We start from the raw sequence: 14,383 nt of genomic DNA, 5'->3' as shown, positions 1-14,383 counted from the left end.
GCTAATTCCCACTGGTAGGCAACTATGGAACAACCCCTGAAGGTGATGGTGATCGACGATTCGCGCACGATCCGCCGCACCGCACAGATGTTGCTCGGCGAGGCCGGCTGCGAGGTGATCACCGCCAGTGATGGTTTCGATGCCCTGGCCAAGATCGTCGACCACAAGCCCCAGGTCATCTTTGTCGATGTGCTGATGCCTCGCCTGGATGGCTACCAGACCTGCGCGGTGATCAAGCAGAACAGCACCTTCAAGGACACCCCGGTCATCCTGCTGTCTTCGCGCGACGGCCTGTTCGACAAGGCCCGCGGCCGGGTGGTCGGCTCCGACCAGTTCCTGACCAAGCCATTCAGCAAGGAAGAACTGCTCGATGCGATCAGGGCCCATGTGCCCGGTTTCGTCGTGCAAGAACAACACGCACCCTGACACCGCCGCGCCTGGCGGCGTCTTCTTTTCCTTTAAATGGGGAAACAGCATGGCCCGAGTTTTGATCGTCGACGATTCGCCGACAGAGATGTACAGACTGACTGCCTGGCTGGAGAAGCATGGCCACCAGGTGCTCAAGGCCGACAACGGCGCCGATGGCGTGGCCCTGGCCCGTCAGGAAAAACCCGACGCGGTGTTGATGGACATCGTCATGCCCGGCATGAATGGTTTTCAGGCTACCCGTCAGTTGAGCAAGGACCCTGAGACCCGTGCCATTCCGGTGATCGTGGTCACCACCAAGGACCAGGAAACCGACCGGGTCTGGGCCACACGCCAGGGCGCGCGCGACTTTCTGACCAAGCCTGTGGAAGAGGCGGCCCTGATCAGCAAACTCAAAGAAGTGCTCGGGATTTGACCACCCGCCCCCATGGCGCGTCGCTGACCGCCTTCGAGCTGTTGCTGGACATCGACCGGCGCTGTCGCCTGTTGGTGGCCGACCAGCCCCTGCAGGACACCCGCCTGCAGCAGTGGAGCGGCATTGGGTTTCGCATTGCCGGGCAGTGGTTCGTGGCCCCCATGGGCGAAGTCGCCGAGGTCCTGCACGAGCCGCGCGCCAGCCGGGTCCCGGGCGTGCAGCCCTGGGTCTGCGGTGTGGCCAACCTGCGTGGCCGGCTGCTGCCGGTAATGGACCTGAGCGCCTTCTTCGGCCTAGGCCCTGCGGTGGCGGGCAAGCAGCGCCGCGTGCTGGTGCTGGACCACGAAGAACTGTTCGCAGGCCTGTTGGTGGACGAAGTCCTGGGCCTTCAGCATTTTGCCCTGAGCAGTCTGGAGCTGTCGCCGCCGCAGCCCTTGCTGCGTGCCGCGGCGCCCTTCGTCCAGGGGCATTTCCCCCGTGAACGCAACTGGGCGATCTTCAGCCCGTTCGCCCTGGCCCAGGCGCCAGGCTTTCTCGACGTGGCGTTGTAGAGGATGCTTCGACCGTGAACAAACCCGCCACTCCCGTCGCTCCGGTTGCCGAAAGTCAGCGCAGCCGCAGTATTGCGCAGATCACCGCACTGTTTTTGGTGCTCATCCTGGCGATCATCCTGCTGTTCGCCAATTTCGCATACCTCAATACCCAGTCCAACTACGACAAACAGTACATCGGCCATGCCGGCGAGTTGCGCGTGCTGTCCCAGCGCATCGCCAAGAACGCCACCGAAGCGGCGGCCGGCAAGGCCCTGGCGTTCAAGCTGCTGTCCGATGCACGCAATGACTTCGAGCGGCGCTGGCGCTATCTGCGCGAGGGCGACAAGGCCACAGGGCTGCCGCCTGCGCCCCTGACCGTGCGTGACGAGATGGACGCGGTCCGCCAGGACTGGGACAACCTGCGCAAGAATACCGACACCATCCTGGCCAGCGAGCAGACCGTGCTGTCGCTGCACCAAGTGGCGGCGACGCTGGCCGAGACCGTGCCTCAGTTGCAGGTCGAATACGAAAAAGTGGTGGAAATCCTCCTGCAGAGCGGGGCACCGGCGAGTCAGGTGGCGGTGGCACAACGTCAGTTGCTGTTGGCCGAGCGCATTCTGGGTTCGGTCAATACCGTGCTGGCCGGCGATGACTCCTCGGTACAGGCAGCCGACGCCTTTGGCCGCGACGCCAGCCGTTTCGGCCAGGTGCTCGAAGGCATGCTCGGTGGTAACCCGGCGATTCAAGTGACCAAGGTCGAGGACGCCGACGCCCGCGCCCGCCTCGCGGAGATCGCCGAACTGTTCCAGTTCGTCTCCGGTTCCGTGGATGAGATCCTCGAAACGTCGCCTGAACTGCTGCGTGTGCGCGAGGCGGCCGGCAATATCTTCAGCCTTTCGCAAACCTTGCTCGATGAAGCCTCGCACCTGGCCAACAGCTTCGAGAACCTGGCCAGCGGCCGCACCCTGGCCACTATCGGCGGTTACCTGCTGGGATTGGTGGCACTGGCTTCGATCATCCTCATCGGCCTGGTGATGGTGCGCGCCACCCACCGCCAGTTGCGCGAGACTGCCGAGAAGAACGAGCGCAACCAGCAAGCGATCATGCGCCTGCTGGACGAGATCGAGGAACTGGCCGATGGCGACCTCACCGTCACGGTGTCGGTCACTGAGGACTTCACCGGCGCCATTGCCGATTCGATCAACTATTCGGTCGACCAGTTGCGCGACCTGGTGGCCACCATCAACCACAGTGCCGAGCAGGTCGCCGCCGCCGTGCAGGACACCCAGAACACCGCGCGCCAGCTGGCCAAGGCCTCCGAACACCAGGCCGAGCAAATCAGCGAGGCGTCCCTGGCGGTGGGCGACATGGTCGAGTCGATCGACCGGGTGTCCTCCCACGCCTACGAATCGGCCAAGGTGGCCGAGCGTTCGGTGGCCATTGCCAACAAGGGCAACGAGGTGGTGCACAACACCATCCACGGCATGGACAACATCCGCGAGCAGATCCAGGACACCGCCAAGCGGATCAAACGCCTTGGCGAGTCTTCCCAGGAGATCGGCGATATCGTCAGCCTGATCGACGACATTGCCGACCAGACCAACATCCTTGCGCTCAATGCCGCGATCCAGGCCTCCCTCGCTGGTGAGGCCGGGCGCGGTTTTGCCGTGGTCGCCGACGAGGTACAGCGCCTGGCCGAGCGCTCCTCGTCGGCCACCCGGCAGATCGAGGCGCTGGTGCGGACCATCCAGGTCGATACCAACGAGGCGGTGATCTCCATGGAGCAGACCACCGCCGAGGTGGTACGCGGTGCGCGCCTGGCCCAGGACGCCGGGGTGGCGCTGGCCGAGATCGAAGGCGTATCGCAGACCCTCGCCGAGCTGATCCACAGCATCTCCGACGCGGCCCAGTTGCAGACCTCCTCGGCCGGGCAGATCTCCCACACCATGGCGGTGATCCAGCAGATCACCGCCCAGACCTCGGCCGGTTCCAGCGCCACCGCCGACAGCATCCGCCACTTGGCGCGCATGGCCAGCGAGATGCGTCGCTCGGTGTCCGGCTTTACCTTGCCGGCACCCGCCGAGCGGCGTTGAGGAGCGACTGATGGCTGCTTCAGCAGTGAGCCCCGAGCGCCACGACACCGTCGCCTTGGCGTGGGTCAAGGCGCCGATCCTCGATTGCCTGGGCCAGGCCCGCCAGGCCCTGGAGCGATTCGCCAGCGAACCGGGTGATCCGGCGATGCTGGCTTTCTTTGTCGACAACCTGCATCAGGTCCAGGGTTGCCTGCGCATGCTCGAACTGCGCGGCGCGGCGCACCTTGCCGATGAATTGGAGCAGTTGGGCCGGGCCATGGCCGATGGTCAGGTCAGCCCCCGGGGCGACTGCCTGGGTGCGCTGTTCCGCGGGCTCGAGCAATTGCCGCCGTATCTGGAGCGGCTGCGCGGCTCGCGACACGACCTGCCGTTGGTGGTGGTGCCGCTGCTCAACCAACTGCGCGGCTGCCGTGGCGTCGAGCCGTTGCCCCAGGGCAGCCTGGTCGGCGGCGTGGCGCAGCGTCTGGCTGGGGCGGCGGACCTTGCGGACCTGGACCTGTCCCTGGGCAACTGGCGCGAACACTTGCAGGCCGGTCACGGACGCGACGCCCTGCGCTCGGTGGTGACGGCACTGTGCGATGACCTGATGCGCATCAAGGACCGCCTCGATCAGTACATGCGAGGCGATCGTGAGCAGCGCGAGCAACTGGAGGCCCTGCTGGCGCCGTTGCGCCAGGTCGCCGATACCTTGGCGGTGCTCGCCTTCCAGCAGCCGCGCCGGGTGATCATCGACCAAGTGCTGGTGCTGCAGGCCCTGGCCCAGGGCGAGCAGGCGGTGGACGACGCCGTGTTGATGGATGTGGCCGGCGCCCTGCTGTACGTGGAGGCCACCCTCAACGGGATGGTCGGCCCGCTGGAGGAGACCGGCCAAGGCGGCCTGCCGGGCGCGGACCTGACAGAGATCCGCCAGCTGGTGCTCAATGAGTCCCTGGCGGTGCTGCAACAGGCCAAGGACTTGATCGGCGATTGCCTGGAGTCGGGCTGGCCGGCAGAGCGCTTGCAGCCGCTGCCGGGGCTTTTGCACCAGATCCGTGGCGCGCTGACGATGCTCATGTGGCCGGAGGCCGCCGAGGTGTTCGGTGGCTGCGCCGGTTATGTGCAGGGTTGGCTGTCGCATCTGGAGCAGCAGCCACCTGCAGACGAGCTGGCGCATCTGGCCGAAGCCCTGAGCGCTGGCGAGTGCTACGTGCAATGGCGGGTGGCCGACCCGCTGGTCGATGCCCAGCCATTCATCGACAGGGCGCGGGCCAGCCTGGCGGCGCTGGGCGTCTCGTGCGGTCAGGCCGAGGCCCGCGTCGAGCTCGAAGCGGTCGATGATGAATTGCGTGATGTCTTCCTTGAGGAGGCCGGCGAGCTGCTCCCGGAAATCGAACGCCACTGGCTGCGCTGGCGCGCCGACAATGGCTTGCGCGAGGCCCTGGTCGAGGTGCGTCGAGCCCTGCATACCCTCAAAGGCAGTGGACGCATGGTCCATGCCGAGGCGCTGGCTGAGCTTGCCTGGGGCGCCGAGCACCTGCTCAACCGTGTACTGGAAGGGCGGATCACCCTTGGCACCGAAGGCGTGCTGGCCCTGCAACAGGTGTTCGTCCGGCTCCCGGACTTGCTCGCCGACTTCGCGGTGGGCCATCTGCCGTCGCGGGTCGAGGTCGAGCCGTTATCCGGCCACTTGCATCACCTGGCGATCAATGATGCGGCGGCGCCCGCGCAGGTCGACGGGCTAGACCCACAATTGCTGGCGATCTTCGGTAACGAGGCCCAGGGCCATCTCGCGAGCCTGGAAGCGTTCCTGCGCGATGCCGATGGCCATGGCACGCCCGTCAACGACAGCCTGCAGCGCGCCCTGCATACCTTGAAGGGCAGCGCGGCGATGGCGGGCGTCATGCCGATCGCCGAGCTGGCCACCGCATTCGACCGCCTGGTGCGCGAGTACAAAGGCCACGAATTGCCCTTGCAAGTGGCGGAGCTGGAGTGGCTGGAGGCGGCCCGCGCCTTGTTCCACCTTGGCCTTGCACAACTGGGTAGCACGCCGTTGGCCCCCATTCCGGGAGCGGCGCAGTTGATCGAGCAGGTCGGGCAGTCGGTGGATGTGCGTCTGGCCTTTCTGCAGCAGGACCCACAGCACGGTCATCGACCCAAGCGCGATCCGCAGCGCATCGCCACGTTCCTGACCCAGGGCATGGATATCCTGCTCGAGGCCGAGGCGTTGCTGTCGCGTTGGCAGGCGCAACCCGGCGACCGCTCGGCACTGGAAACGCTGCTGGACGAGTTGACCACCCTCGGCCAGTCGGCGTACCTGGCCGAGTTGTGGCAGGTGGATGAAGTCTGCGAGGCGTTGCTCGACCTGTATGGCGCGGTGGAAGAGGGCAGTCTGGCCGCTAGCCCGCGATTCTTTGCCCTGGCCCAGCAGGCCCATGAGGCGCTGCTCGACATGTTCGACGAAATAGCCGCCGGCCAGGCGCTCAGCGCCCGCGTCGATTGCATCGCGGCCATGCGTGGTCTGTTGGACGACGCCCTGGACCCCGGGATCATGGGCGTGGTGGGCCAGGATGCGGTGGTACCGCTGGCGGTCTACCCGGCAGCGAACGATCCCGCGCTGGTGCAACTGTTCCTCGACGAGGCGGGCGATATCCTCGACGGCGCCGACCAGGCACTGGCGCAATGGGTCCAGGCCCCGGACAACCTCTCGGCACTGTCGACCCTGCAGCACGACATCCAGACCCTCAAGGGCGGTGCGCAGATGGCTGGCGTGGGTGTGGTGGAGGTGTTGGCCCAGGCGCTGGACGCGCTGTACGAGGGCTTGGTGGACCGTCGCCTGGGGATTACTGCCGCGCTGCTCGATCTGTTGCGCCGTGGCCACCAGACCCTTGGGCAGATGCTGCAGGCGCTGCGCAAAGGGCAGACGCCGGCTTCGGCAACGGCGCTCCTGGGCGAGCTGCGCGAGTACCGCCATGCCCCGCCTGCGCCTGCTGCCGTCGAGGCGGTGGCTGACGAAGCCCAGCGTTCGAGCGACAACGAACTGCTGGAAGTCTTCCTAGAAGAAAGCTCGGATATCGTCGAAAGCGCCGCCGCCGCCTTGGCACGCTGGCAGGCCGATCCGCGCAACAGCGTCGAAGTGGAGAACCTGCTGCGCGATCTGCATACCCTCAAGGGGGGCGCGCGGATGGTCGAGATCGCCGCCATCGGCGATCTGGCCCATGAACTGGAATTCTTGTACGAACTGCTCGCCGCCGGCCGCTTACCGCCGAGCCCGGCACTGTTCGCCCTGCTGCAGAACTGCCACGACCGTCTGGCGCACATGCTCGACGCCGTGCGCCTCGGCCAGCCCCTGCACGCAGCCACGGCGCTGATCGACTATATCCGCAACTTCAGCAGCGCCGCGTTGACCGACAGCGCGGCCGGCCAGGCCCCGGTTGGAGCACCCTCTCCAGAGGCGCCGGCCGCCGCGCCGGAGCGCGCACCGGGCGACATGGTCAAGGTGGACGCCGAGCTGCTGGATGACTTGGGCAACCTGGCCAGCGAGCACTCGGTCATTCGCGGGCGCATCGAGCAGCAGGTCAACGATGCCCAGTTCGCCCTCAACGAGATGGAGACCACGCTCGAGCGCATGCGCGACCAGTTGCTGCGCCTGGACATCGAGACCCAGGGGCGGATGTCCAGCCGCTACCCGGCCGAGGGCGATGCCTACGAGGACTTCGACCCGCTGGAGATGGACCGACATTCCCAGTTGCAGCAGTTGTCCCGGGCGCTGTTCGAGTCGGCCTCGGACTTGCTCGATCTCAAGGAAACCCTTGCCCAGCGTGCCCAGGAAGCCTACAGCTTGCTCCAGCAGCAGGCGCGGGTGAACAGTCAGCTGCAAGAAGGTCTCACGGCCACCTTGATGGTGCCCTTCGAGCGCCTGGTGCCGCGTCTGCAGCGGGTGGTCCGCCAGGTGGCCAGCGAGCTGGGCAAGCAGGTCGAACTGGTGGTAGGCAACGCCGAGGGCGAGCTGGACCGCAGCGTGCTCGAGCGCATGGTGGCGCCTCTGGAGCATATGCTGCGCAACGCCGTGGACCACGGCCTGGAGTCGCGCGAAGCGCGTCTGGCGGCGGGCAAGCCGGAGCAGGGCACCATTCACCTGAACCTGCTGCACGAAGGCGCCGATATCGTCATCGAAATGAGCGACGACGGTGCCGGAGTGCCCCTGGAGGCGGTGCGCAACAAGGCCATCAAGCGTGGCCTGCTGGACCCGCAGGCTTACTTGAGCGACCACGAGATCCTGCAGTTCATCCTGCGTCCGGGCTTCTCTACCGCCGAGAAGATCACCCAGATCTCTGGTCGGGGGCTGGGGATGGACGTGGTGCATGAGGAGGTCAAGCAGTTGGGCGGTTCGATGAGTATCGAGTCGAGCCCGGGCAAGGGCGCGCGATTCTTGATCCGCCTACCGTTCACCGTGTCGGTGAACCGGGCGCTGATGGTGCACCTGGGCGAGGAGCAGTACGCCATCCCGCTCAATACCATCGAAGGCATCGTGCGTGTGCCGCCCGCGGAGCTTGAGGCCTGCTACCAGCTGAGTGCACCGCGCTACGTCTATGCCGGTCACGAGTACGACCTGCGCTACCTCGGCGAGGTGCTCCAGGGCGGTGTGCCGCGGCCGAGCCTGCTGGGGCAGAGCGTGCCGTTGCCGGTGTTGCTGGTGCATTCCCAGGAGCAGTCGTTCGCCATCCAGGTGGACAGCCTGTCGCCAAGTCGAGAGATCGTGGTCAAGAGCCTGGGGCCGCAGTTCGCGGCGGTGCCGGGGCTGTCCGGCGCGACCTTGCTGGGGGATGGCCGGGTAGTGCTGATTCTCGATTTGCTGGGCCAGTTGCGTGGGCAACAGCGGCGTCTGGCGCGCCTGCCGGGTGGCTACGGGGGGCCGCGTCCGGTGTTTGGCCCGGCACCGCGTCAGCGTCTGCTGGTGATGGTGGTGGACGACTCGGTCACTGTGCGCAAGGTGACCAGTCGTCTGCTGGAGCGCCACGGTATGAGTGTGCTGACGGCCAAGGACGGGGTGGATGCCATGGTCTTGCTGGAGGAGCATCGCCCCGATGTGCTGCTGCTGGATATCGAGATGCCGCGCATGGACGGCTTCGAGGTGGCCACGCGCATCCGCCGCGATGCCCGCCTGAAGGATCTGCCCATCATCATGATCACCTCGCGCACCGGCCAGAAACACCGCGATCGGGCCATGGCCATCGGCGTCAACGAGTACTTGGGCAAGCCGTATCAGGAGTCGGTCCTGTTGCAGAGCATTGCCCATTGGAGTCAACCCCATGCTTGAACATATCGCCGGCCAGCGCAGCAGCCTGACCGGTCTGCTCTTGCCTTTGAGCGACCGCACCCTGGTGCTGCCCAACGTGGCGGTGGCCGAGCTGATCGGCCAGCGCACCTTCGCCTGCCAGGCGGGCGACCCGGCCTGGCACCTGGGCTGGATCGACTGGCGCCAGCAGCGCTTGCCGCTGATCGGCCTGGAGGCCGCCTGTGGCGGTGAGACTGTCTGTGGCGAGCGGGCACGGGTGGTGGTGCTCAACGCGCTGGGCGATACCGGCCTGCGCTACCTGGCGTTGCTACTGCAGGACATCCCGCGCTCCTGCAAGCTGGACAGCCAGCTCAACTACGTGGATGTCCCGTTGGCGAGCCTGGAGCTGGCGGCGGTGCAGGTCGGTGAGCAGGTGGCGCGGGTACCTGACCTGGCGGCGCTGGAACGCATGGTGCGTGACGCGGATCTTCACTAGCTTCAAGTTGTAAGCTTCAAGCGGCAAGCTAGCTGTGCCGGGTTGGTCCCCGTGCTTTGCTTGAGGCTTACAGCTTGAAACTTGAAGCTGTCAGGGAGGTCAGTGTTTGCATGTATTACGGTGAACGCTTCAACGCCTGGACGCACCTGGTCGGTGCCGTGCTGGCCTGTATCGGTGCCATCTGGCTGATCGTCGTGGCCGGGTTGCAGGGCGATCCGTGGAAGATCGTCAGCTTCTCCATCTACGGCAGCACCCTGCTGCTGCTCTACAGCATCTCAACGCTCTACCACAGCACCCGTGGTCGGGCGAAGGTGATCATGCGCAAGCTCGATCACCTGTCGATCTACCTGCTCATCGCCGGCAGCTACACGCCTTTCTGCCTGGTCAGCCTGCGCGGCCCTTGGGGCTGGAGCCTGTTCGGCGTGGTCTGGGGCCTGGCCTTGATCGGCATGCTCCAGGAGATCAAGCCACGCTCCGAAGCGCGGGTGCTGTCGATCATCATCTATGCGGTAATGGGCTGGATCGTCCTGGTGGCGGTCAAGCCGTTACTGCACAGCCTAGGCGGCGCCGGCTTCGCCTGGCTGGCGGCCGGCGGGGCGTTCTACACCATCGGCATCCTGTTCTTCGCCTTCGACAGCCGCTTTCGCCACTGGCATGGCATCTGGCACCTGTTCGTCATCGCCGGCAGTCTTATGCACTTCGTCGCGGTGTTCTTCTACGTGCGCTAGAAGTCGCCCCACAACTGCTGGGCCACCGACAACGCCACGACCGGCGCGGTCTCGGTGCGCAGTACCCGTGGGCCAAGGCGTGCGGCGTGAAAGCCGGCGGCCTTGGCCTGGTCGACTTCGGCGTCGCTCAAGCCGCCTTCGGGGCCGATCAGGAACGCCAGGCGGGCGGGGCGTGCGTGGCTGGTCAGCGGTTCAGCAACCGGGTGCAGCACCAGCTTGAGGTCGGCCTCGGTGTCCTTGAGCCATTCGGCCAGGGTCACCGGCGGGTGGATTACCGGCAGCGTCGAGCGGCCGCACTGTTCGCACGCGCTGATCGCCACCTGCCGCCAATGGGCCAGGCGCTTGTCGGCGCGCTCGTCCTTCAGGCGCACTTCGCAGCGCTCGCTGACGATTGGGGTGATCGCGTTGGCGCCAAGCTCGGTGGCCTTCTGGATCGCCCAGTCCATCCGCTCGCCGCGGGACAGGCCCTGGCCCAGGTGGACATGCAAAGGGGACTCGGCCTGGCCGGGCAGGGCCTGGTCGAGGGTGACGCGCACGGATTTCTTGCCGACGTCGAGCAACTGTCCACGAAACTCCTGGCCGCTGCCGTCGAACAGCTGCACGGCATCGCCAGGGGCCATGCGCAGTACGCGGCCAATGTAGTGGGCCTGGGCTTCGGGCAGCTCGTGCTCGCCGAGGCTCAGGGGGGCGTCGATGAAGAAGCGGGACAGTCTCATGGTTTTGCTCGGGCAATGGGATGGACATCGTCCCCGTGGAAGCGGCGGTTGGCCGCTGCGATTGACCGGCGAATGCGAGGGGAAATCCTCGGTCCGCATTCGCAGGTGAACCCGCTCCCACAGAGGGCGAGGCGAACGTTAGGGTTAACCCGGATCGCGGAAATCGGGGTGGAAGTTGGCCGGCACCGCCACGCTGACGCTGTCGCGGGTGGCAATGTCGATGCCTTCGCTGGCCACTTCGGCCAGGAAATCGATCTGCTCCGGGGTGATCACGTAGGGCGGCAGGAAATACACCACGCTGCCCAGTGGTCGCAGCAGCGCACCGCGGGTCAGAGCGTGCTCGAAGACCTTCAGGCCGCGCCGTTCCTGCCAGGGGTAGGCAGCCTTGCTGGTTTTGTCCTGGACCATCTCGATGGCCAGGGCCATGCCGGTCTGGCGGATCTCAGCGACGTGGGTGTGGTCGGCCAGGTGCGCAGTGGCGCTGGCCATGCGTGCCGACAGGGCCTTGTTGGCCTCGATCACGTTGTCTTGCTCGAAGATATCCAGCGTTGCCAGGGCCGCAGCGCAGGCCAGCGGGTTGCCCGTGTAGCTGTGCGAATGGAGGAACGCGCGCAGGGTCGGGTAGTCGTCGTAGAACGCCTGGTAGACATCATCGGTGGTCAGGCAAGCGGCCAGCGGCAGGTAACCGCCGGTCAGGGCCTTGGACAGGCACAGGAAGTCCGGGCGGATCCCGGCCTGTTCGCAGGCGAACATCGTCCCGGTACGGCCGAAGCCCACGGCGATCTCATCGTGGATCAGGTGCACGCCATAGCGGTCGCAGGCCTCGCGCAGCAGCTTGAGGTAGACCGGATGGTACATGCGCATCCCGCCAGCGCCCTGAATCAGCGGCTCGACGATCACGGCGGCGAGGCTGGAATGGTGCTCGGCCAGGGTCTGCTCCATGAGCGTGAACATGTTGCGTGAGTGCTCTTCCCAGCCCATGCCTTCGGGGCGCAGGTAGCAGTCCGGGCTCGGCACTTTGATGGTGTCGAGCAGCAGCGCCTTGTAGGTCTCGGTGAACAGCGGCACGTCACCCACCGACATGGCGGCGATGGTTTCTCCGTGATAGCTGTTGGTCAGGGTGACGAAGCGCTTCTTGTTCACCTGGCCCTTGTTCTGCCAGTAGTGGAAGCTCATCTTCAGCGCCACTTCGATGCACGAGGAGCCGTTGTCGGCGTAGAACACCCGGTCCAGCCCCGACGGTGTCATGGCCACCAGGCGTTCGGACAGCTCGATGACCGGCTGGTGACTGAAGCCTGCCAGAATCACGTGTTCGAGCTGATCGACCTGGTCCTTGATGCGCTGGTTGATGCGCGGATTGGCGTGGCCGAACACGTTGACCCACCAGGAGCTGACGGCGTCCAGGTAGCGCTTGCCTTCGAAGTCCTCCAGCCACACCCCTTCACCACGGCGGATCGGGATCAGCGGCAGTTGCTCGTGGTCTTTCATCTGGGTGCAGGGGTGCCACAGGACCTTGAGGTCACGTTGCATCCACTGTTGGTTGAGGCCCATGGGCAGATCTCCTGGCGGGGCTTGCTGAGGCCGACAAGCCTAAGCAATGGGGCCGCGCAGGACAACCGACGCGTAGCGCGTGATTGCGTGGGAAATTAAATTTCCTGTGCTGGCAGGTACTTGATGTCACTAAGCTGGCAGGGGCTGGATACCTGACGTATTCTTAACGCATCTCGTCCCAGGGGCTTTCTCCCCCTCTTTTCTCTCACTTCTGATCCGGAGTTCGCCAACATGGCTGCTGCTTGGGTGCGCCTGTGCGCGTTGGTATTGATTGGTGTCTCCAGCGGTGCCGCGCTGGCCAAGGACACGAGCCCCACGGCGATCGTCGTGGGCGGGGGCCTGGCAGGCCTGACCGCGGCCTATGAGCTGCAGAACAAAGGCTGGCAGGTCACGCTGCTGGAGGCCAAGTCCGGCATGGGCGGCCGTTCGGGCCTGGCCACCAGCGAGTGGATCGGTAACGGCAAGAGCCAGCCGGTGCTCAACCAGTACCTGGACCGTTTCAAGCTTGAAACACTGCCCGCGCCTGAATTCGTGCGCACCCCCGGCTACCTGATCGACGGCGAGTATTTCAGCGCCAGCGACCTGGCCACCAAGCAACCGGCCACCGCCGATGCGCTCAAACGTTACGAGAAGACCCTCGATGACCTGGCCCGTTCGATCGAGGACCCGCTGAACCCAGCCGCCACCAGCACCCTGTTTGCCCTCGACCAGATGAACGTCTCCACCTGGCTGGACAAACTGCAACTGCCTGCTACGGCACGGCAACTGATCAACCAGCAGATCCGCACGCGCTACGACGAGCCGTCGCGTCTGTCGCTGCTCTATTTCGCCCAGCAGAACCGCGTCTACCGCGGTGTCAGTGATCGTGACCTGCGCGCTGCCCGCCTGCCAGGCGGCAGCCCGGTGCTGGCGCAGGCCTTCGTCAAGCAACTCAAGACCATCAAGACCAGCTCGCCGGTCACCTCGATCGTCCAGGACAACAAAGGCGTGACGGTCAAGGTCGGCAGCGTCGGCTACCAGGCCGATTACCTGGTCATGGCCGTGCCACTGCGCGCACTGGCGAAGATCCAGATGACCCCGGGACTGGACAGCCAGCACCTGGCGGCCTTGAAGGGCACCAACTACGGTTGGCGCGACCAGATGATGCTCAAGTTCAAGAAGCCGGTCTGGGAAAGCCGTGCGCGCATGTCCGGCGAGATCTTCAGCAATGCCGGCCTCGGCATGCTGTGGATCGAGCCTGCGCTCAAGGGGGGCGCCAACGTGGTGATCAACCTCTCGGGTGACAATGCCCGCCTGCTGCAGGCCTTTGGCGACAAGCAGATGGTCGATCAGGTACTGATCCGACTGCACGCGTTCTATCCGCAGGCTCGGGGTGCGTTCACCGGTTACGAAGTGCGCCGCTACAGCACCGACGCAGGTACTGGCGGCGCCTACCTGGCCTATGGCCCGGGCCAGATCAGCAAGTACTGGCGCCTGTGGGAGCGTCCGGTGCAACGCATGACCTTCGCCGGCGAACACACCGACGCACTCTACCCCGGTACCCTCGAAGGCGCGCTACGCAGTGGCCAGCGTGCCGCCAGCCAGGTGCAGGACCTGGCGGCCGGCAAGTCGTTCGATCCGGCCAAGGCTGCACCGGTTGCCGCCGCAGCCGCAGCGGGCGCGGTCGCCGCGAAGGACAAGGGTGGATTCTTCTCCAATCTGTTCGGGGGCTCCTCCGACAAGGCACCTGCCAAAGCGACTGCCAAGGCGGATGCGGTGAAGGCTGAAGAAGCCAAGCAGGACAAGCCAGGCTTCTTCTCGCGCCTGTTCGGTGGCGGCGACAAGGCCCAGACCAAGGCTGCGCCGATCGCCAAGGCTGACGAGGTCGCACCGGTGGTGGCGCCAGAGCCTACGCCTGCGCCTGCCCCAGCACCCGTGGCCAAGGAGGAGCCCGTCAAGCCCGCAGCGAGCAAGGCTGCACCGGCCAAGCCCGTCCAGACCCACAAGCCGTCCGCCAAACAGGCCCACAAGCCTGCGCCGGTGAAGAAGACCACGGCCAAATCCGAGCCTGTGAAAAAGCCGCTGGCCAATACCCAGGCCAAGGCGGGCTGATTACTCGGGCTCCTCGCGGGGCCCGCTTCCAGAGCTATCAGTGCCTTCTTTACGGGTAAACCCGCTCCCACTCGGATTGC

At 65.7% G+C, this 14,383-nt stretch carries 10 protein-coding genes; 8 read left to right on the top strand and 2 right to left on the bottom strand.

Translation table 11 applies throughout. The annotated features are described in order from the left end of the window. The first annotated feature begins 24 nt into the window (after nucleotides 1-24). From ABOA88_RS13685 to trhA, 7 genes are all read left to right on the top strand, one after another. The gene (locus tag ABOA88_RS13685; protein WP_043207200.1) at nucleotides 25-426 is read left to right on the top strand and encodes a response regulator; all 402 of its coding nucleotides are present in this window, start codon (nucleotides 25-27) and stop codon (nucleotides 424-426) included. A 49-nt stretch (nucleotides 427-475) separates the two neighbouring features. Then, nucleotides 476-841 carry a twitching motility response regulator PilH gene (pilH, locus tag ABOA88_RS13680; protein WP_196169349.1) on the top strand — a complete coding sequence of 122 codons (366 nt, stop codon included), beginning with the start codon at nucleotides 476-478 and terminating at the stop codon, nucleotides 839-841. Continuing rightward, a complete protein-coding gene (locus ABOA88_RS13675; RefSeq protein ID WP_196169348.1) occupies nucleotides 838-1,392 on the top strand; it encodes a chemotaxis protein CheW in 555 nt (184 codons plus the stop codon). The genes pilH and ABOA88_RS13675 overlap by 4 nt, the downstream gene beginning before the upstream one ends. A 71-nt stretch (nucleotides 1,393-1,463) precedes the next feature. After that, the gene (locus ABOA88_RS13670) at nucleotides 1,464-3,467 is read left to right on the top strand and encodes a methyl-accepting chemotaxis protein (protein ID WP_328327413.1); all 2,004 of its coding nucleotides are present in this window, start codon (nucleotides 1,464-1,466) and stop codon (nucleotides 3,465-3,467) included. Nucleotides 3,468-3,477: 10 nt separating this feature from the next. Continuing rightward, on the top strand, nucleotides 3,478-8,763 hold the full coding sequence (locus ABOA88_RS13665) for an Hpt domain-containing protein (protein ID WP_367851604.1): 5,286 nt from the start codon (nucleotides 3,478-3,480) through the stop codon (nucleotides 8,761-8,763). Then, nucleotides 8,756-9,217 (top strand): chemotaxis protein CheW, encoded by a 462-nt coding sequence (locus ABOA88_RS13660; RefSeq protein WP_196169345.1) that lies wholly within the window; start codon nucleotides 8,756-8,758, stop codon nucleotides 9,215-9,217. The genes ABOA88_RS13665 and ABOA88_RS13660 overlap by 8 nt, the downstream gene beginning before the upstream one ends. Nucleotides 9,218-9,327: 110 nt before the next feature. After that, a complete protein-coding gene (gene trhA, locus ABOA88_RS13655) occupies nucleotides 9,328-9,945 on the top strand; it encodes a PAQR family membrane homeostasis protein TrhA (protein WP_196162498.1) in 618 nt (205 codons plus the stop codon). Here the strand turns inward: trhA and ABOA88_RS13650 are convergent. Both ABOA88_RS13650 and ABOA88_RS13645 read right to left on the bottom strand, forming a co-directional pair. Beyond that, the gene (locus ABOA88_RS13650) at nucleotides 9,942-10,661 is read right to left on the bottom strand and encodes a 16S rRNA (uracil(1498)-N(3))-methyltransferase (RefSeq protein ID WP_196169344.1); all 720 of its coding nucleotides are present in this window, start codon (nucleotides 10,659-10,661) and stop codon (nucleotides 9,942-9,944) included. The two genes, trhA and ABOA88_RS13650, sit on opposite strands and share 4 nt — an antisense overlap. Nucleotides 10,662-10,805: 144 nt before the next feature. Next, nucleotides 10,806-12,212, bottom strand: a complete 1,407-nt coding sequence (locus ABOA88_RS13645; protein WP_367851605.1) for an adenosylmethionine--8-amino-7-oxononanoate transaminase — start codon at nucleotides 12,210-12,212, stop codon at nucleotides 10,806-10,808. 231 nt (nucleotides 12,213-12,443) lie between these two features. Between ABOA88_RS13645 and ABOA88_RS13640 the strand changes: the two genes are divergently transcribed. Beyond that, entirely contained in the window at nucleotides 12,444-14,303 is a 1,860-nt protein-coding gene (locus ABOA88_RS13640) for a flavin monoamine oxidase family protein (protein ID WP_196169342.1), read from the top strand. Nucleotides 14,304-14,383 lie beyond the last annotated feature (80 nt).

Source organism: Pseudomonas sp. PKS (assembly GCF_051913525.1).
Taxonomy (GTDB): domain Bacteria; phylum Pseudomonadota; class Gammaproteobacteria; order Pseudomonadales; family Pseudomonadaceae; genus Aquipseudomonas; species Aquipseudomonas guariconensis_D.
This window is presented reverse-complemented; position numbering and strand designations above follow the sequence as displayed.